This is a genomic window from Chromobacterium vaccinii, assembly GCF_001855275.1.
Taxonomy (GTDB): domain Bacteria; phylum Pseudomonadota; class Gammaproteobacteria; order Burkholderiales; family Chromobacteriaceae; genus Chromobacterium; species Chromobacterium vaccinii.
The window spans coordinates 4870763-4890070 of record NZ_CP017707.1 but is presented as its reverse complement, the minus strand read 5'-3'; the positions used below and the strand labels follow the sequence as shown (position 1 = coordinate 4890070).

At 66.9% G+C, this 19308-nt stretch carries 17 protein-coding genes; 6 read left to right on the top strand and 11 right to left on the bottom strand.

The features are described from left to right. Positions 1-23 precede the first annotated feature (23 nt). Genes BKX93_RS22600 through BKX93_RS22585 form a run of 4 tightly spaced genes read right to left on the bottom strand, consistent with a single transcriptional unit; the run spans position 24 to position 4808 of the window. Positions 24-1280 (bottom strand): NAD(P)/FAD-dependent oxidoreductase, encoded by a 1257-nt coding sequence (locus BKX93_RS22600; protein ID WP_070981492.1) that lies wholly within the window; start codon positions 1278-1280, stop codon positions 24-26. Positions 1281-1283: 3 nt separating this feature from the next. Beyond that, entirely contained in the window at positions 1284-2858 is a 1575-nt protein-coding gene (locus tag BKX93_RS22595; protein WP_235429514.1) for an aldehyde dehydrogenase (NADP(+)), read from the bottom strand. A 20-nt stretch (positions 2859-2878) separates the two neighbouring features. Beyond that, positions 2879-3826 (bottom strand): dihydrodipicolinate synthase family protein, encoded by a 948-nt coding sequence (locus BKX93_RS22590; protein WP_070981490.1) that lies wholly within the window; start codon positions 3824-3826, stop codon positions 2879-2881. A 55-nt stretch (positions 3827-3881) separates the two neighbouring features. Next, positions 3882-4808 (bottom strand): 4-hydroxyproline epimerase, encoded by a 927-nt coding sequence (locus BKX93_RS22585; RefSeq protein WP_046168646.1) that lies wholly within the window; start codon positions 4806-4808, stop codon positions 3882-3884. A 312-nt stretch (positions 4809-5120) separates the two neighbouring features. On the opposite strand from BKX93_RS22585, the gene BKX93_RS22580 reads away from it, so the two are divergent. Together BKX93_RS22580 and BKX93_RS22575 are read left to right on the top strand one after the other, a co-directional pair. Beyond that, positions 5121-5924 carry an AraC family transcriptional regulator gene (locus BKX93_RS22580; RefSeq protein WP_046168645.1) on the top strand — a complete coding sequence of 268 codons (804 nt, stop codon included), beginning with the start codon at positions 5121-5123 and terminating at the stop codon, positions 5922-5924. A gap of 125 nt (positions 5925-6049) precedes the next feature. Beyond that, entirely contained in the window at positions 6050-6439 is a 390-nt protein-coding gene (locus BKX93_RS22575) for a hypothetical protein (RefSeq protein WP_144408911.1), read from the top strand. Between the two features lie 7 nt (positions 6440-6446). On the opposite strand, the gene BKX93_RS22570 is transcribed toward BKX93_RS22575, so the two are convergent. Further along, complete coding sequence (locus tag BKX93_RS22570; protein WP_070981488.1) at positions 6447-6869, bottom strand: Lrp/AsnC family transcriptional regulator; 423 nt, start codon at positions 6867-6869, stop codon at positions 6447-6449. 189 nt (positions 6870-7058) lie between these two features. Here BKX93_RS22570 and ctlX point away from each other — a divergent pair, with 189 nt between their 5' ends. Continuing rightward, the gene (gene ctlX / locus BKX93_RS22565) at positions 7059-7988 is read left to right on the top strand and encodes a citrulline utilization hydrolase CtlX (RefSeq protein ID WP_070981487.1); all 930 of its coding nucleotides are present in this window, start codon (positions 7059-7061) and stop codon (positions 7986-7988) included. 230 nt (positions 7989-8218) lie between these two features. On the opposite strand, the gene BKX93_RS22560 is transcribed toward ctlX, so the two are convergent. Next, entirely contained in the window at positions 8219-9571 is a 1353-nt protein-coding gene (locus BKX93_RS22560) for a DUF3100 domain-containing protein (protein WP_083340640.1), read from the bottom strand. Positions 9572-9584: 13 nt separating this feature from the next. Beyond that, positions 9585-10793, bottom strand: a complete 1209-nt coding sequence (locus tag BKX93_RS22555; RefSeq protein WP_082107338.1) for a M20 aminoacylase family protein — start codon at positions 10791-10793, stop codon at positions 9585-9587. A gap of 168 nt (positions 10794-10961) precedes the next feature. Here BKX93_RS22555 and BKX93_RS22550 point away from each other — a divergent pair, with 168 nt between their 5' ends. Further along, positions 10962-11882: a LysR family transcriptional regulator gene (locus BKX93_RS22550; RefSeq protein WP_046168642.1), complete on the top strand. Its 921-nt coding sequence runs from the start codon at positions 10962-10964 to the stop codon at positions 11880-11882. Here the strand turns inward: BKX93_RS22550 and cynR are convergent. After that, the gene (gene cynR, locus BKX93_RS22545; protein WP_070981485.1) at positions 11872-12759 is read right to left on the bottom strand and encodes a transcriptional regulator CynR; all 888 of its coding nucleotides are present in this window, start codon (positions 12757-12759) and stop codon (positions 11872-11874) included. The genes BKX93_RS22550 and cynR overlap by 11 nt on opposite strands. 109 nt (positions 12760-12868) lie before the next feature. Here cynR and BKX93_RS22540 point away from each other — a divergent pair, with 109 nt between their 5' ends. Together BKX93_RS22540 and cynS are read left to right on the top strand one after the other, a co-directional pair. Next, positions 12869-13528, top strand: coding sequence for a carbonic anhydrase (locus BKX93_RS22540; protein WP_046168640.1), 660 nt, complete (start codon positions 12869-12871; stop codon positions 13526-13528). An 83-nt stretch (positions 13529-13611) separates the two neighbouring features. Then, positions 13612-14079, top strand: a complete 468-nt coding sequence (cynS, locus tag BKX93_RS22535) for a cyanase (protein ID WP_046156796.1) — start codon at positions 13612-13614, stop codon at positions 14077-14079. An 85-nt stretch (positions 14080-14164) separates the two neighbouring features. Here the strand turns inward: cynS and BKX93_RS22530 are convergent, their stop codons facing one another. From BKX93_RS22530 to BKX93_RS22520, 3 genes are all read right to left on the bottom strand, one after another. Next, positions 14165-15355: an MFS transporter gene (locus BKX93_RS22530; RefSeq protein ID WP_046168639.1), complete on the bottom strand. Its 1191-nt coding sequence runs from the start codon at positions 15353-15355 to the stop codon at positions 14165-14167. A 170-nt stretch (positions 15356-15525) separates the two neighbouring features. Continuing rightward, positions 15526-18762 carry a transglycosylase domain-containing protein gene (locus BKX93_RS22525; RefSeq protein WP_070981483.1) on the bottom strand — a complete coding sequence of 1079 codons (3237 nt, stop codon included), beginning with the start codon at positions 18760-18762 and terminating at the stop codon, positions 15526-15528. Positions 18763-18974: 212 nt separating this feature from the next. Beyond that, the gene (locus BKX93_RS22520) at positions 18975-19301 is read right to left on the bottom strand and encodes a hypothetical protein (protein ID WP_046156793.1); all 327 of its coding nucleotides are present in this window, start codon (positions 19299-19301) and stop codon (positions 18975-18977) included. Positions 19302-19308 lie beyond the last annotated feature (7 nt).

Below are 19308 nucleotides of genomic sequence, written 5' to 3'. Positions count from 1 at the left end.
GTCTGCGCCAGCCTGAGGCGGGGTCAAAAACGAGATAGCCGATACGGCTGCATGTCCAGCGCCGGCGGCCGCCCCTGCAGCATGTCGCGCAGCAGCGCGCCGGTGGTGGCCGCCAGGGTCAGGCCCAGATGGCCGTGGCCGGTGGCGAACCACAGCCCCGGCTGCGGCGCCGGGCCGATGATGGGCAGGGTGTCCGGCAGCGACGGGCGGTTGCCCATCCACACCGTCATGTCCTCGGTTGAGAAATCGCCGACGATGCGCCTGGCCTTGTCCAGCAGGATGCGGGCGCGGCGCCAGTCCGGCGGGGCGTCGCGGTGCGCCAGCTCCACCGTGCCGGCCAGACGCAAGCCGCCGTTGGCCATCGGCAGGATGACGAAGCTCTCGCTGGCGCACTGGATGAAGTGGCGCAGCGCCACTCCAGCCTTGGGCAGGTTGACGTGATAGCCGCGCTCGCTTTCCAACGGCACGCGGTATTTATGTTGTTTGACGAAGCGGTCGCTCCACACGCCGCAGGCGATCACCACCGCGTCGGCGCGCAGGAAGCCGCCAGCCGTTTCCACGCCGGCCACGCGGCCGGCCTCCATCGCCGTGGCCAGCGCCTCGTCCCGGACAAAGCGGCCGCCCTCGCGGAGAAAGGCGTCGAACAGGCCGCGGCTGAAGACATAGGGGTCGTCCACATGAGACCACGCCGGCACTTTGACCGCGTAGCGCCATTCCTCCCCCACAACGCCCTCTTCTTCCACCAGCGCCTCGCGCTCCAGCGCCTGCCATTGCACGCCATGGCGGCGCTTGGCGTCCCAGTCTGGCGCGGCGGCGTCAAATTCCTCCCGGCTGCGATACAGCGTCAGGTTGCCGTGCCGCCGCCACAAATGGCCAAGGCCGACTTGGGCGATCAGTCCGGCGTAGTCGTCGTTGACCCGGCCCAGCAGCGCGGCCAGCGCCTGCGTCAGCTCAGCCACGCGGCGCGGCCGGCTAGCGGCCAGAAAGCGCAGCAGCCAGGGAGCCAGCGTAGGCAGGTAGCGCCAGCGCAGGGCCAGCGGCCCCAGCGGGTCCAGCATCCAGCCGGGCACCTTGCGCAGCACGCCGGGCTCGGCCAGCGGGATCACGTCGCTGACGGCGAAAGCTCCGGCATTGCCGTAGCTGGTTTCCATCGCCGGCTCGCCGCGGTCCAGCAGCGTCACTTCGAAACCGGCCAGGCGCAGCTGCAAGGCGGCGGCGATGCCGACCACGCCGGCGCCCACCACGATGACGGCCGCGCCGGGCGCAATAGCGGGCGCCATGGCTCAGCCCTCCCGATCGCCGTCCAGCAGACGGCGCAGCGCCAACGGATTGGCCTGTTTCAAGGCCTGCGGCAGCAGCGCGTCCGGAAAGTCCTGATAGCAGACCGGCCGCAGGAAGCGCTGGATGGCCGCCGTGCCCACCGAGGTGGCCCGCGCGTCCGAGGTGGCCGGGTACGGCCCGCCATGCACCATGGCGTCGCACACTTCCACGCCGGTGGGCCAGCCGTTCGCCAGAATGCGGCCAGCCTTGCGCTCCAGCGTGGGCAGCAGCGCGTGGGCCAGGTCCAGATCGCCCTCGTCCAGCTGCAGCGTGGCGGTGAGCTGGCCTTCCAGTTGCTCGGCAAGTTGGCGGAACTCCCGCGCGTCCTTGCATTGCACGATCAAGGCGGCGGCGCCGAACACTTCGGCCCGCAGCGCTGGGTTGGCCAGATAGTCCCGCGCGTCGGCCAGCCACAGCTGGGCCTGGCACTGATTCGGCCCGGTGACCGGCAGGCCGGCGGCCGCCAGGCGCGCATGCCCGGACAGCGCGTCCACGCCCGCCAGGTAAGCGTGGAAGATGCCGGGCGTCAGCATGGTCTGCGCCGGGCTCTGCCGCAGCAGAGCGGACACGGCGGCGATGAAGCCATCCAACGCCGGGCCCTGCTCGGCGATGATCAAGCCGGGATTGGTGCAGAACTGCCCCGCGCCCAGCGTCAGCGAGCCGACAAAGCCCTGCGCCAGCGCCTCGCCGCGCGCCTGCAGCGCCGCCGGCAGCAGAAACACCGGATTGGTGGAGCTCATTTCCGCATAAACCGGAATCGGCTCCGGCCGGTTTTGCGCCAGCCGGCACAAGGCCAGGCCGCCGCCGCGCGAGCCGGTGAAGCCCACCGCCTTGACGCGCGGATCGGCCACCAAAGCCTGCCCCGCTTCGCGGCCTTCGCCGAACAGCAGCGCGAACACGCCGGCCGGCAACCCGCATTTCTCCGCCGCCCGCGCGATGGCCCGCCCCGCCAGTTCGCTGACGCCGGGATGGGCGCTATGGGCCTTGACGATGACCGGGCAGCCGGCCGCCAGCGCGGAAGCGGTATCGCCGCCGGCCACCGAGAAGGCCAAGGGGAAATTGCTGGCGCCGAACACCGCCACCGGCCCCAGCGCCACCTGGCGCTGGCGCAGATCGGCGCGCGGCAGCGGCTGGCGCTGCGGCATGGCCGGGTCTACCCGCGCGTCCAGCCACTCGCCGGCCCGCAGCGTGCGGGCGAACAGCCGCAGCTGGCCGCAGGCGCGGCCGCGCTCTCCCTGCAAGCGGGCGCGCGGCAGGCCGGTTTCGGCCATCGCGCGTTCTATCAGCGCATCGCCCAGCGCTTCCATCTCGTCGGCGATGGTTTCGAGAAAGCGCGCCCGCGTTTCCGGCGCGGTTTCGCGGTAGGCGTCAAACGCGTCCCAGGCCAATGCGCAGGCCTGCTCCACCTGTTCGCGGTCCGCGCCGGGGTAGCCCGGCTCCAGCGCTTGATCGGTGGACGGGTCTATCGCCCGGATCCTCTCGCGGCGGCCGGCGACGGCCTGCCCGCCGATGAGCATCTTGCCTGTCAGATTCATCATGTTTCCTGTGTGATTAAGCTTCAGGCGACGTTCAGTTCGGCCGACCAGTTGCGGTACCACTCGCGGAACAGCGCGTACTGGGTTTCGGCATAGCGGCGCTGGGCGGGGCTCAGCGCGTCGGTCTCGTTGAAATGCAGCGCGTATTCCTTGTCGCCGTTCAGCACCATCAAGTGCTTGTAATACAGCACCAGGTCGCAGCCTTCGTCGAAGGAGGACAACACGGCCAGCGCCGATTCCAGCTCGCCGGCGCGGCGGCGGGCGACGGCATCGCCCCTGGCCGCCGCCTTGCTCAGCGCCACCAGGTGCAGCACCTCGCGCGGCAGCGCGTTGCCGATGCCGGTGATGGCGCCGGTGGCGTTGCAATTGACGAAGCCGTGCACCACCTGGGTGTCCACCCCCACCATCAGCGTGACTTCGTCATCCTGGGAGGTGATGTGCTCGGCGGCGTAGCGCATGTCGGCGGCACCGCCGAACTCCTTGAAGCCGATCAGGTTGGGATAGGCGCGGCGCAGCTCGAAGAACAGGTCGGCGCGGGTGGCGAAGCCATAGTAGGGGCTGTTGTAGATCACGGCCGGCAGCTTGGGCGCGGCGGCCAGAATGGCCGAGAAATGCGCCTTTTGCGCGGCCGGCGACGCGCCGCGCGACAGCACCCGCGGGATCACCATCAAGCCATGCGCGCCCACCCTGGCGGCGTGGGCGGCATGGGAAACCGCCTCGCGGGTGTTGACGGCGCCGGTGCCCACGATGGTCGGCACGCCGGCGGCCGCCAGCCGCGCCACGCCCTCCTGGCGCTGGGCCTCACTCAGCAGCGGCCAGTCGCCCATGGAGCCGCAGTACACCACCGCGCTCATGCCTAGGGACACCAGCTCCTTGCCCTTGGCCACCAGCGCGTCGAAATCCGGCTGGCGATCGGCGGTGCACGGGGTCATCAGCGCCGGGATGCAGCCGGTGAAAATGTTATCGCTCATTGTTTTGCTCCTTGCGGCATTCATTCAGGTGGTAGAGGTAATGAGAGGCGCGGGCTCAGATGCCCCACGCGAAGGGGTCTTGCTCGTCGATCAGCAATGTGGCGCGCGCCGTGATGTGGGCGCGGCCGGTGATGTAGGGGCGGATGAAGTCGCCTTCGCGCTGGTAATGGCCGATGAAACGGCTGCCGGTGATGCCGGCCTGCACCCACTCTTCGCCTTCGGCCAGCCTGCCGTCGGCGGCCAGGCAGGCCAGCTTGGCGCTGGTGCCGGTGCCGCAGGGGGAACGGTCGTAGGCCTTGCCTGGGCACATGACGAAGTTGCGGCTGTCGGCGTGTTCGTCGTCGGCGAACAGCTCCACATGATCGATGCGCGCGCCGTCGGCGCCGGTGACGCCCTGCGCCTCCAGCGCCTGCATCGTGGCGCAGCTGAACGCGCTCAGCGCCTCGACATTGTCCAGCCGCACGCTCAGGCCATGCTCGGCCACCAGGAAAAACCAGTTGCCGCCCCAGGCGATGTCGCCGGTCACCGTTCCATGGCCGGGCACCTCCACCGCCGCCTGCCGGCGGTAGCGATAAGCCGGCACATTGCGCAGCGTCACCGCGCCGTCCTCATGCAAGACGGCGTCCACCGGCCCCACCGGGGTGTCGATCTTGTGGCTGCCGGGCGCGATGCGCCCCAGGTAATGCAAGGAGGCGATCAGGCCTATGGTGCCGTGGCCGCACATCCCGATGTAGCCAGTGTTGTTGAAGAAGATCACCCCGCAGGCGGCGTCGGGCGAAACCGGCTCGCAATACAGCGCGCCCACCAGCACATCGCTGCCGCGCGGCTCCAGCAGGCAGGCGCGGCGCCATGGATCGTGCAGTTCGCGCAACGCATCGCGTTTGTCCGCCATGGTGGCTCCCGTCAATGCGGGGAATCCGCTCAGCACCAGCCGGGTGGGTTCGCCCCCGGTGTGGGAATCGATGATCTCCACCTGTTTCATTCGTGTATCCATTTCCAAACCCCATCCAGTCCGACCGACCGCGCCGTCGTCTCGCAGGCCATTGATTCCATTGAATCTCCGCGCCGCGCCGGTATTCGCTTCCACCCCGCTAGCATGGCTGCGTTGTCGCCGGCAATCTTGATGGTTATCATCAGTTGCGATGACGAAATCGGCATAGTTTGCGTTTCAGAGGGCCTAGCGAGCGGGATAGGCGTGATGCTTGACCGAGCAGCAGAGCATTCGGGATGACGAGGCGGCGATGGACGCCGACGGCCAGGCACGGCGCTTGGCGCGCCAAGAAAGGCGGGAGGGATGACCAGCGAGACCGTGGAAAAAATCGCCCGCTGGCGGGATGAAATCCGCCCGGCGACGATAGACCAGCTGCTGGCGGGCGTCGCCCCGCTGTTGCCGGTGCTGGACCTGATCCCCAATGCGGCCATCTTCATCAAGGACAGGCAGGCGCGCTATCTCTGCGCCAACCAGACGCTGGTGCAGCGCTGCGGGCTGAAGGATTTGCGGCCGCTGCTGGGCAAGACCAGCGCGGAAGTGTTCCCGGCCCAGCTGGGGCCGGCGTATACGGCGCAGGATCTCAAGGTGCTGCAAGACGGACTGGTGCTGGAAAGCCAGCTGGAACTGCATCTGTTCAAGAACCGCGAGCCGGGCTGGTGCCTGACCTACAAATGGCCGTTGCGCGACCGGCAGGACGAGATCATCGGCCTGATAGGCATCTCGCTGGACCTGCAAGCGGCCAGCAAGACCCACCCGGCGTACAAACGCCTGGTGGCGGTGGACGAGTTCATCCGCCGCAACTTCAGCCAGCCGGTCACCATGGCGGAGCTCACCGGCATCGCCGGCATGTCCGCCGCCCAGCTGGAGCGCTATTGCAAAAAAGTGTTCCACCTGTCGCCGCGGCAGATGATACACAAGGCCAGGCTGGAACACGCGCACCGGCTGCTGCATGAAGACATGGCCATCACCGAAGTGGCGCTGCGCTGCGGCTATGCCGATCACAGCGCCTTCAGCCGGCAGTTCAAGGCCTTGACCGGCCTGACGCCGCGCCAGTACCGCCAGCAGCTGGGCAGAAGCGATGCCGAGCCGGCTTCGGATGCCGAATAGCCAACGCGGGGCTCTGAGACCGGCTGCGCTTGTCGCGGCCGCGAGCCTGACAGCAAGTCCACGCAACCTCTGGCGGCGGCCTCGGTCATAATGCGATGAGCCACATCCTGAACATGGAGCGTCTGATGAAGTTTCTCCTGCCCGCCGCCGCGCTGCTGGTTTCCGCCGCGGCCATGGCCGATGCGCCAAGCAAGCCCGTCATCACCGGCAACATCCTGCGTCTGGATTCCGCCTGCGACTTCACCGAAAGCAGCCTGAACATCCAGCGCGACAACCTCTCCCTGAGCGCCACGCTCAATAAGGCGGCCGCCGCTCGCCTGCAGCAGGCCACCGGCGACTTCCTGAATCAAAGCATGGTGGTGGTGATCAACGACGTGCCCGTCAGCGCTCCGGTCGTCAGGGCCGTGATCAACACCGGCAAGGTCCAATTCGCGCTGGGACGCGACGCCGCCGACAAACTGTTGCCCACCCTGCTGGAAACCACCTGCTACCAGGAAAAGCCGCAGGCCAAGTAACCGGCCGCTAGGCCTTGTGCGTGGACAGCAGAATGCTGGTTTCGCTGGCGGAAATGCCCGGAATCAGCCTGACGCGCCCCTGCACCCGGTCGAATTGCTCTAGCGAATCGGCGCGCAGCTCGGCCAGGATGTCCCAGCGGCCGTTGGTGGAATGCAAGGCGTGGGCGCTGGGATCGCCGCGCAGCGCCTGCATCACCGCGGCGGTCTTGTTGCCCTCCACCGCGATGCACATCCAGGCCCGGATGCGCCTGGCTTCCGCCTCCGGCTTCACTTTCACCGTGTAGCCGACGATCACCCCGCTCTCTTCCAGCCTGGCGATGCGATGCTGCACCGTCGCCCGCGACACTCTCAACTTCTCCGCCAACGCGGTGACGGATATCCGCGCGTCGTCGCGCAGCAGCGCCAGTAATTGCCTGTCGGTATCGTTCATGCCAAATCGTCAATCAAACCCATCAATTTGCAAAACAATATGAAAATTCTGTAAGGTTTGCCAGCTTTTTGACGACAATCCGGAGGCGCACAATATCGACCATTCTTGATCCGCATCAATACCGGCCCAATCGATAGCCGCAGGTCAAGACGGACACCTTACCCACCGCCTCCCCTAGGATGAAAAGGCATGCAAACCACCAGCGACGTTCTGATGATCCGGCCGGTCCGCTTCCTGTCCAACCCGCAAACCACCGCCAGCAACGCCTTCCAGAACCGGGAACGGGACGCCGCCGAGGCGCAGCGCGCCGCGCTGGCCGAATTCGACGCCTATGTCGATGCGCTGCGCGACTGCGGCGTCAATGTGCTGGTGGTGGATGACACCCATGAGCCCCACACGCCGGACTCCATCTTTCCCAACAACTGGCTGAGCCTGCATGCCGACGGACGGGCGCTGATTTACCCGATGGAGGCGGAAAACCGCCGGCAGGAACGGCGCCAGGACATCCTGGACGCCATCGGAAAACAATTCGATTTGCGCCGCGCGATCGACCTCAGCCCTTTCGAGCGCGACGGACATTACCACGAGGGCACCGGCTCCATGGTGTTCGACCACTCGGCCCGCATCGCCTATGTCTGCCGCTCGACGCGCAGCAGCGAGCGGGTGATGGAAGCGGTGGAGCGGGAAATCGGCTATCGGCCGTTCTGGTTCGGCGCGGCCGACCGCGCCGGCAAACCCATCTTCCACACCAATGTGATGATGAGCGTGGGCCGCGCGCTGGCCGTGGTTTGCCTGGAATCGGTGGCCGACGCCGGCGAGCGCCGCGCGCTGCGCCATTCGCTGCAGCAAGGCGGCAAGCGCGTCGTCGACATCGGCTACCGCCAGCTGGAATGCTTCGCCGGCAATATGCTGGAGCTGTCCGCCGCCGACGGCGCGCCGGTGTTCGCCTTGTCGCGCCAGGCCTGGGCGGCGCTGACGGCGGAACAGCAAGGCCTGCTCTCCAGCGAGGCGCGCATCGCGCTGGCGCCGATCGACACCATAGAGCGGCTGGGCGGCGGCGGCGCGCGCTGCATGGTGGCGGAGATTTTCCTGCCGCGCCGAAGCGTGGCTCAACCCTAGCCGATGCGACCGGCGCCGGCCGACAAGAAAAAAGGCCGCGCAAGGCGGCCGCAAAGGGGTAGATGGTTGAATGTCATGAACATGATCATTCCATTGATAACAATTTAGCACATAAGCATTCTTTAGCAAGCTTGCTTGACTTAATTTTTATTAAGAAAAGCTTGATTGTTCACAAAGCTATTACATTAAATTTGGCAACTTTACTGACTTTTATGCCGATCATTTGGCAATCAGTGTCCAAATTTCAACGAAAACAGAATATCGCTGACCAGGGCCGATCCCAGGAAGGTGCCGCTGAACACCAGAATGGCGATCACCAACAGACGCAGGCCATCGCGCTTGAAAATGGCCGCTTCGCGCCGGGTCACGGCCAGGCCGGCGTAGGCCAGCACCAACGTCGCGCAGGCCAGCACGTCCACCTGGCTGAAGCACTGGTTGCGCCACTCGCCGCCGGGCAGGCCCGGCAGGCTGGCCAGCACGCCCAGGATGGACAGCCAGATCAGCGTCGGAATCTTCAGCGGCAGCCAGCGGTTGAGCAGGCGACTGGCGAAACAGATGCCCAGCACCATCGCCACGCCGGGCAATACCGCCACCAGCTCTTTCTTGGGGCCGATCATATGGCTGAGCACAATGATGGCGCCAGCCATCAGCAGGTTGGCGGCGAAAGCGCCCAGCCCCAGCTCTGGCTCTTCCGATTTCAGCAGTTCGGCGTCGGCGGCATCCATCCGGATGGCGGCTTGCGGCCTGGGCGCGCGCAGGCGGCTCAGCAGCGCGTACAGGCGGTTGGCGAAGGGCAGCGCCACGTAGATGCCGAACAGCACGCCGGTGGTGGTGGTCAGCAGGTTGCTGGCCGCCGCCAGCGCCATCAGCGTGTCCTTCTGCTCCGGCAAGGCGGTGATCAGCGTGCCGGCGCAGGCGGCCATCATGCTGCCGCTGCCGACGCCGCAGGCGATGGCCAGCGCCTTGTCGCTGAACAGGTTCCAGGAATGCACCACCGGCACGATCAGCGAGAAGAAAATGGTGCCGAACATGGTGCCGATCGCGTAGACGCTGAGGGCGCCCATGCCTTCCGGGCTGCGCAAGCCGTATCGTTCGGAGATCACCGCGATATTGGGTTCGCGGTCGATGGAAAACGTCGCCCCCACCGCCTCGCGGCCCATGCGGAACAGCAGCACCGCCACCGGCATCGCCACCAGCGCGGTGGCGACATTGCCCAGCTCGTGGAAGATCAGCACCGGACCCGCCGCGACGATGGCCTGGAACTGCGGCCCCAGCAGCGTGGCCAGCTTGGCCACCAGCGGCAGCACCGCGATGATGATCACCTGGCTCAGGGTGGCGCTGACGTCGCGGCTCACCCAGCGGCCGGCCAGCGGATTGACAGCCGGGTTGCACATCATGCCCAGCACGAAGGCGTACAGCAGCGGCAGCAGGATGATGCTGCCCTTGCCCACCGAAAACTTCTGCACGTAAATCAGTTCGGCGACGATCACGATGCCTATCGCCATCAGGTGGGCCAGGCGGTTGAATCCCGCGCCCGCGGCCACCCCGCCGCCCTGCAATTGCCCAACACCCGCATGCGCCATGCTTTTATTCCCGTTATTGTTTTGCGGCCGCGGGGGCCAACGTGGTTTCCACCAGTTTGATCCAGTACGCCGCGCCTATCGCCAGCGCCTGGTCGTTGAAATCGTAATGCGGGCTGTGCAGCCCCGCGCTGGGCGCCGGACCGTCCACGCCCAGCCAGGCATAACAGCCGGGACGCTCCTGCAGCATGAAGGCGAAGTCTTCGGACGCCATCGACGGCCGCATATTGGTGCGCACGTTCGCCTCGCCCAGCAGCTCGGCGGCGACGTCGGCCGCCCGCCAGGTTTCCGCCTCGGCGTTGATGGTGGCCGGATAGCGGTACCAGTAGTCCATCTCCGCCTCAACGCCCATCGCCAGCGCGATGTGGTCGACCAGCGCGCGCATCCGGCTCTCTATCACCGCCTGCACCGTGGGATTGACGTAGCGGACCGTGCCGCGCAGCAGCGCCTGCTCGGGAATGATGTTCCAGGTGGAGCCCGCCTCCACCTGGGTGACGGACAGCACCGCGCAATCCAGCGGATCGACGTTGCGGCTGACGATGCTCTGCAGCGCCGTCACCAGCTGGGCCTGGGCCGCGACCACGTCGCGGGTGCGCTCCGGCATCGCGGCGTGGCCGCCTTGGCCGCGCAAGCGGATCTCGAACAGGTCGAAGGCCATCATCATCGGGCCCGGATGCATGGCCATCTGTCCCAGCGGCAGGCCGGGCCAGTTGTGCATGCCGTAGACGCCGTCCACAGGAAAGCGCTCGAACAAGCCGTCTTCCAGCATCTCCTGGCCGCCGCCCTCGTTCTCCTCGGCCGGCTGGAAGATGAACTGGACGGTGCCGTCGAACGCGCGGCTCTCGGCCAGATGCCTGGCTGCGCCCAGCAGCATCGCGCAGTGGCCGTCGTGGCCGCAGGCGTGCATGCGGCCGGCGTGCAGCGAACGGTAAGGCGCGTCGCCCTCTTCATGCAGATGCAGCGCGTCCATGTCGGCGCGCAGGCCGATGGAGCGCGCGCCGCCGCCGGCGCGCAAGGTGCCCACCACGCCGGTGCGGCCGATGCCGGTCGCCACCTCCAGCCCGAAGCCGCGCAGCAAAGCGGCGATCTTGCCCGCGGTGCGGTGTTCGTCGAACGCGGTTTCCGGATGGCGGTGCAGATCCTGCCGCCACGCCGCCATGTCCTGCACGGCGGCATCGGACAGCATCGCGAATCCGCCCAACCGGCCTTGCCTGTCTGCCTGCATACCCTTCTCCCGATTCGCGGCAGCCAAGTCCAATGGACTGAATAACCACACCGCGAAAGTACTTTGTCATTATGAGCGGGGATTGTAAGCAAATGACAAACAATTCTCCAACATCATAGAATGGTTTCTTTGTTGCCTTTAAGGCAACACAACTAATCAGGATGAAACATGGAGTTCAATGATCAGCGCGTCCGCTACTTCTTCGAAGCGGCCCGGCTGGGCGGCGTGCGCGCGGCGGCGGACCACATGGACATCGCCGCTTCCGCGGTCAGCCGGCAGATCCGCCAGCTGGAGATGGAGCTGGGCGCCACGCTGTTCGAACGCCACCGCCGCGGCTTCCAGCCAACCGAAGCCGGCCGGCTGCTGCTGGACTATCACAACAAGCAGTTGAGCGAGCAGGAAGCGGTGATGACGGCGCTGCGCGAATTGAAAGGCATACACCGCGGCCACGTGTCCGTGGTGACCGGCGGCGGCGTGATCAGCGATCTGATCGACGCCATCCATCCGTTTTCCCAGCGCTATCCGCAGATCACGGTGGGCATCGACATCCGCGGCACCAACGACATCGTGCGTACGGTGCTGGAGGACCGGGCGCATATCGGCATCGTGTTCTATACCGCGCCCAATCCCTTGCTGAGGGTGCATCGCAGCTCGGTCCAGCCGTTGTACGCGGTGGCCACGCCCGATCACCCGCTAGCGCGCGCGAAACGCCCCATCAGCCTGGAAGAGCTGGCGCGGCACAAGCTGGCGCTGCCGGACGTGAGCTTCGGCGTGCGGCAAATCCTGCGCGACGCGGAAAGAGCCGAACAATGCCAGCTGGAACCGGCCATCGTCACCAATTCCTACCGGGTGATGATTGAATACGCGCTGACCGGGCAGGCGGCGACGGTGCAGCCGCTCTTCGCAGTCCGGCGCGAGCTGGAAAACGGCCAATTGCTGGCCATTCCGATCGAACAGCGCAACCTGCAGCAGGCGGAAGTGCATCTGATCACCCATCAGGGCCGCCGGCAAAGCCCGGCAGCCGCCAGGCTGCTGGAGATGCTGGCCGGCTCCATGCCGGCCTTCCGCGACGGCGCCGTTACGCCGTAGCGTCCGCGAAGCTCCGCGCCAGTTCCGCGAAGGCGCGGGCGGCGGCGCTGCGATAGCCGTCCCGCTTGGTCAACAGCGCGGCCTGCCGCCCCGGCAAGGCCGGCTCCAGCGCCAGCACCGCCAGCCCGGGCTGGCTGGCGGCGACGGCCGCGGGCAGGATGCCGGCCAATCCGCCGTGGCGGATGATCTCCACCGCCGCGCCCATGCCGTTCACCTCGATCGCGACCCTGGGCCGGATGCCGTGGCGGAGGCAGTAGTTGTCGACATGGCGGCGCGTGATGAAATCCGCGCTCAGCAAAACCAGCGGCATGGCCTCCAGTTCCGCCAGGGACAAGGCGTCCCTCCTCCCCGCCAGCGGATGCCCCGCTCCCGCCACCAGCGCCAGACGCTCGTCCAGCAAGGGTGCCGCCTCCACCTCCAGCGTGCCCGAGGGCGCGAAGCCGATGCCGATATCGAAAGCGTCGTCGGCCAGCCCGGCCTCCATCGCCTCTTGCGACATCTCGCGCACGATCAGCGCGATGCCGGGATGGCGCTGATGGAAGCGCGCCAGCAGCGGGCCAGCCAGCCAAGCGGCGAAGGTAGGGGTCATCGCCAGCCGCAGCTGCCCGCGCTGCAACGAAGCCACGTCGTGCAAGGCGCGCCGGCCGGCCTCCAGATCCCGCAGCGCGCGGCGGGCGTAGACCCGGTAGGCGCCGCCGGCGTCGGTCAGCCGCAGCTGGCGGCCGCTCCGGTCGAACAACTCCGCGCCCAGCGCCTCTTCCAGCTGGCGTATCTGCTGCGACAGCGTCGGCTGGGAAACATGCAGCGCCTCGGCCGCGCGGGTGAAATTGAGATGTTCGGCTACCGCGAGGAAGTAGCGGATGTGTCGTAGCAGCATGAGTCCAAACTATTGGTTATTCCTATGAAATTCATAATTTACCAGTCTTGTACCCAATAATAAAAGCGGCGCATCATCCGTTCATCGTTTCACCACACGGAGAACCGCCATGCAGGACATCATCGCCGGCACCCTAAAATTCCAGCGCGAGGCCTATCCGGAACGCGCCGAGCTGTTCCGCCGGCTGGCCGGCTCGCAATCCCCCGCCACGCTGTTCATCGCCTGCTCCGACAGCCGGGTGGTGCCGGAATTGCTGACCCAGCGCGAACCGGGCGAACTGTTCGTCATCCGCAACGCCGGCAACATCGTGCCCGGCTACGGCCAGGAGCCGGGAGGCGTGTCCGCCTCCGTGGAATACGCGGTCGCCGCGCTGGGCGTGGCCGACATCGTGGTCTGCGGCCATTCCGACTGCGGCGCGATGACGGCCGTCGCCTGCGGCAAGGATCTGACGGGCATGCCCGCCGTCGCCGGCTGGCTGCGCCACGCCGACTGCGCCAAGGCGATCAGCGACGCCGGCGAGCACGCCGGCCACGACGCCAAAGTGAATGCCATGGCCCGCGAGAACGTCATCGCCCAACTGGCCAATCTGCGCACCCATCCCGCAGTGGCGCTGGCGCTGAGACAGGGCCGGCTGCGCTTGCACGGCTGGATGTACGACATCGCCAGCGGCGACATCCAGGCCCTGGATCCGGAGCAAGGCCGCTTCGTGCCGCTGCGAGATTGCCCGCAGACGGCGGCCATGCTGAACGACGCCGTCCGCCAGCCCTGAACCGAAACCATTCCCGCGCGGCGGCGCGCCCGGCCTTTCATGGCGTCCCCAGCCGCGCTCCACCCCAAGCAAGGAGAATCAATATGCAATCCCAATGCCAGCAAGCCCCACGCCAAGCCCTGACCGACGCCATCATCGCCGCCAAGGCGCGCAAGCGCCTGAGCTTCGAGGAGATAAACCAGGGCACCGGCCTCAGCATCGCCTACACCACCGCCGCGCTGCTGGGCCAGCACGCGCTGCCGGAAGAGGCCGCCCGCCTGGTGGCGGACCGTCTGGAACTGGACGACGACGCCGTCGCGCTGCTGCAGACCATCCCGCTGCGCGGCAGCATTCCGGGCGGCGTGCCGACCGACCCCACCATCTATCGCTTCTATGAAATGGTGCAGATCTACGGCACCACGCTGAAGGCGCTGGTGCATGAGCAATTCGGCGACGGCATCATCAGCGCGATCAACTTCAAGCTGGACATCAAGAAAGTGGAAGACCCGGACGGCGGCCAACGCGCGGTGATCACGCTGGACGGCAAGTACCTGCCGACCAAGCCGTTCTGATTATCCCCGCGAGCGGATCTGCGGTCTCTCCCGAGCCGCATCCGCAGCAGCCGCCGGCATCGCGCCGGCGGCTGAACCGGCGCCGCTAGCCGCGCGCGGGCTCCGGCGCGCGCTCGGCCAGCATCAGCGCCACCGTGGCCATGCCCAGCATGGCCGCCACGGCCCCGGTCAGAAACACCGCGCCGTAGCCGAAGCTGTCGGCGAACAAGCCGGCCACCGGCCCCGTCAAACCATAGGCCATATCCTGGAAAGCCGCGAAGCCGCCCAGCGCGGTGCCGCGCAGATGGGCGGGCACGCGCTTGATCACCTCCACGCCCATGCCCGGAAACACCATGGAGCAACCGACGCCGGTCAGCAGCGCCCCCAGCAGGGCGGCGGCCGGCGTGGCCGCGCTCCAGATCAGCCACTGGCCGACGGCCTCCACCGCCAGCGAGGCCAGCGCCACCTTCGCGCCGCCGATGCGGTCCGGCAGATGGCCGCACAACACGCGCACCAGCACGAAGCCGACGCCGAAACCGGTCAGGCCCAGGCTGCCCCAGGCCCAGCCGCGGCTGGAGAAATACAAGGCGAAGAAGGCGCCCAGGCCGGCGAAGCCGACCCCTTGCAGAAAGACCGCCGCGCCCGGCTTGCCGATGCGCCCCAGGATGCGCAGGAAGGACTCCCGCTGGCCGGCATGCGGCGCGATGCGCGGAAACCGCCGGATCAGCAGCAGCCCGGCCAGCGGCAGCAACGCGCAGGCCGCCATCAACGGCCGGAAACCCGCCTGCTGGAACAGCAGCAGCCCCAAGGGCCCACCGGCGGCGAAAGCGCCGTACATCCCCATGCCCACCAGCGACATCACCTTGCCGGAATGGGCCGGCCCCATCAGGCCTATGCTCCAGGCCGCCATGCCGACGATGGCCAGGCTCTCGCCCAGCCCCAACAGCAAGCGCCCGGACAACAGCACGCCCAGCGCCAGGGCCGGCTGGTCGGCCAGCCAGGACGAAGCCAGGCAAACCGCGCCGGCCAGCATGTACAGGTACAGCCCGCGCCGCATGCAGGCCTTGCCGCCCTGCTGATCGCACAGGCGCCCGGCATAGCCGCGGGTCAGAATGGTGGAAAAGAAGGTGATGCCCACCGCCAGCCCGCCCAGCGCGTTGCCGTAATGCAGTTGGTCGATCACATAGATGGAGGTGACCGGCAGCGACATCGCCACCGCCAGATAAGACAGGAACAACGCCGCCGTCTTGGCCAACAGGCGGCGGTAAGCTTGAGAAAATGACAGGACTTCGGGCATGGACAGCGGTCTCCGCGCTGATCCCGGCCCGCGCGGCGGTCGCTTCAAGAAGGCAACGCACCGCGCCACGGCCGGGTGGCTAGGGTGCGTTGCTTGACGTAAACGCTTACGGCCGCAGGCTTGCGCCTGACGGCGGATATAGTTCGCCTAACTTATCATTTGCGCCGCCGTCACGCAAGCCCGCGGCCCCCCCTCCTGGCCTCATCCCGGCTCGCCGGCGGCCCCGGCTTCATTTCCGGCTGCTGAAGCAACTGGCACACGCCGCCCATGCTGGGCACCAGGCACAAGGGCGTGCCCGGCGGCAGGCCGGCGTCCGGCGTCCCTTCCGCCACGCTGTCCGCTCCGCGGCTGGTTTCGAGCGGCGTGTAGTCCAGGCGCGGCAGCAAGGTCGGCGCCAGCACTTTCAGCACCTGCACCGGCAAGGCGCTGGTAAACCGGTAATCGGCCGCCTTGGGCCCGGCCACGTAGGCGACGATGGTGCCGAAGTAATGGTCGCCGATATAGAACACGAAGGCGCCGGAGCGGCTGACCACCCGCGCCGAGGTCAAGCCGCCGCCGCGCGAGAAGGTTTTGAAGCGGTTGTCGCCGGTGCCGGTCTTGCCGCCTATCAGCGTGTGCTCGCCCTTCTTGCGGTCGAAGGCGCCGGCTACCCGGTGGGCAGTGCCCTTGTCCACCACTTCGGACAGCACCTGGCGCACCAGTTGCGGAATCTCCGGCGGCAGCACCCTCACCCCGCGCGTCGGCGCCTGCGCCAGCGAAGTCTCGTACGGCGTGGCCTCCGCGAAGCGCATCTTGTCGATGTAGACGGTGGGCAGGCGCACGCCGTCATTGGACAGGATGCCCATCAGCTCGGCCAGGGCCGCCGGCCGGTCGGCCGAAGCCCCCAGCGCGGTGGCGTAGGACGGCACCAGGGAGTCGAAGGGATAGCCCATCCGCTTCCACGCCGCGTGTATCTTGCGGAAAGCGTCGGTTTCCTGGATCTGGCGGATGCGGTTGTCCTGGCCGCCCTTGTGCTTGCTGTTGAACAGCCACTGGTAAACTTCCTGGCGCTGTGCGGCGCTGGCCTGGACCATCTCGCTCCAGCCCGCGTCGGGATGCGCGTGCAGATAGGCGACCATCCACAATTCCAGCGGATGGACCCCGGCCAAGTAGCCCCGGTCGGCCAGGTTGAAGCGGTCCGGGCCCAACTCGTCGTACAGCTTGGCCAGCGTCGCAGGCTCCAGCTTGGCCGGCGGATTGGCGTGCTTGGCGATGAAGGCCGCCATCGCCTGCTGGTCTTCCGTCGGGCGGATGCTGCGGAAGATCACCGCCAGCCGCTTGGGACTGCGCCGCGCCTTCTCCACCAGCAGCGCGTCGATCTGGCTCACATCCTTGCCGCGGTACTTGTGGTAGAAGCCGGCCATGAAAGTCTTGCCTTCCTTGTCGGCGAAGCGCTGCAGGTATTCGCGCCGGCGCGGGTCCTCCTTGTCGCCCATCAGGGTGTCGTCGTAACCGGCCGGATACATGTAATAGCGGACGATGTCGCGCATCACCCGGATGTAGACCAGGTTCACCGAGCGCTGGGTCGCCTCGCGCAAGCTCAGGATGCGGCCATTGTCGTTCTTGTCGAAATTCTCGAAGGTGTGGCGCCCGCCGCCGGTGAAAAAGCTCTCTCCCGGGCTGGCGCTGTACTTGCGCTCCAGGGAGGCCGCCAGCATCGCCGGCAGGCTGCGGTCGTCGCTCTGGCGCAGATAGTCTATCGCCCAGCGCCGCAGCACCGACTCATGCTCGCCCGATTTGATCTTGCCCAGCGCCTCAGGGCTCAAGTCCGCGTATTGCCGGTGCAGATCGGCGATCACTTCCAGATAGGTGACCAGCGTGCGCAGCTTGGAGGTGGAGCCCAGGTCCAGCTTGGTGCCCTCGTTGATGTCGAAAGGCTGGTCGAAATTGTCGGCCTGCACCCGCACCTTGTTGCCGAACGGCGTGCGCTCGATCAGCGTGAAGCTGTAGGTCACGCCCTCCGGCGAGCCCTGCTGCAGCAGGAACTTGTCGCCCAGGCCCACCGACTTCGCGTACTCGGGGTCGCGCAGCTTCATCAGGTGGTCGGTGACCGACTGCTGCAACTGCGAATCGAGCGTGCTGTTGACCTCGAGGTCGACATGATCCAGATCATACAGCCTGGGCATGCCCAGCATGCCAGCCAGCTTGATCCGCACCGCGTTGGCGCCCTTGCGCTCCACCAACGACTTGACCGTCGGATTCACTTTTTCCTTCTGCTGCCGCAGCGACACCTTCAGCGCCGCGTCGCACAGCTCCTGCGAAATCACCTTGTCCCGCGCCATCAGCCTCAGATAGGAATTGGTCAGGTCTTCTAGCACCTTCATGTCGCCATTCAGGTAAGCGGACGGGCCGCGCTGGGAAATCATCAGGCTGAACGCCTCCTTGAACACGGTGGCCTGCTCATCCACCGTCAGCGGAGAGTCGTTGTCCAGCGTGCGGTTCATCTCGTCGAAAGAGCGGCCATACCAGGCCCACATGCCGTCGCCGATGCCGGAGATCTCGCCGAAACCGGCGCGAGCCGCCAACGGCACCGTGTTCAGATACTCCACCACCAGCTGGCGGCGGAAAGCGGTGGTGTCCTCGCCGTTGTGGTAGGCGCGCACCGAGGCCGACAACATCTGGCGCAGCTTTTCCTTGGGCGAGCCGGTGCGGCCGCCGGGGGAATGGCGGAACTTCTCGATCTGGGTGGCCAGGGTGCTGGCGCCGGCCGAGTGGTAGCCGGGTCGAAACAGGTGCAGGCTCTCGTCGGCCAGTGCCTTGCCGAAGCGCGACCATTCGATGGCCGGGTTCTGCTGCGGATTGCCATCGTCCAGCAGGGTATGGTTTTCGATGTACAACAGGCCGGCCACCAGCAGCCTCGGCAGCGATTCGAAATTACTGTATATCCGCTGCGGATACTGCGACTGGTAAATGGGCCTGCCGTAGCCGTCCCGCACCAGCAGCCCGGCCTGGTCCTTCTCGCGGTACGGCGGGAACAGGCCCAGCGGCAACAGCGGGCCGGTGACGCCTCGGTCGGTCAGCTTGATCAAATCGGGCGACTGCCTGGCCTGGGCGTCTATCGCGTAGCCGCGCTGCCCCAACCGCTGCAGGAAGCGCGGCAGCTCGACATAGCCCATGCGCTGGTCATAGGGGCCGCCGGGAGAGGGAAAGCGCATTTCCTTGCTCGGCCCCTGCTCCACCGCGAAAGTGGCGTGGCGGCCGGCGCGGCTGAAGAACATCGACTGAAAGTGGGATGTGTGGATCTCGTTCAGCAGCAGCGAGGCGCCCAGGCCGAACAATGCGATGCCGAGGCCGGCCAACGCCCACCAAACGGAAGAAGACGGTTTGCCCTTGCCCAATCCGAGTTTGGCTTCCGAAGTGTCTATCATGATCAGTCGGCCCTCAGGGCCGCCCCCTTAGCAGGAACTGGAGAATGTCGCCGCCGCTCCGCCCCCCCGGCGGCATCCTCTCGGATATCGCTCGCCTGACAGGCTTTATCTCACTATCGGACAGCCTTACGGCTTTACAAGCCCGGGACAACTCTACTCACAATTCCCCTGCGCCGACGCCCGCCCTCTGCGTCCCGCGCGCGCCCTTCGGCTCAGGCCAGCACGCCCGCCGCCAGCGCGGACGCCTGGCCGGCGAACTTCACCACTTTGGCCACAGCCTCGATCGAACGCGCGGTCTGATCCAGCGCCGCGGCGGCCGCGTCGGCCTCCTGCGTCGCTTCGGTCAACGCGTTGACCGCGGCGGCGTACTGGGCGGTGGCATGGTCCAGATCCTTGGCGATGGCCGCCAACGCCTGGCCGGTAAGTGTCTCCTGCAGATCGGAGCATTGACGGCTGACGGCGCCCGAAGTGTCCACCATCAGGTTGTTCAGACGCGACGCCAGGCCGGTCAGCAGCTCCGCCAGATCATGACTATCCATGGTTTGC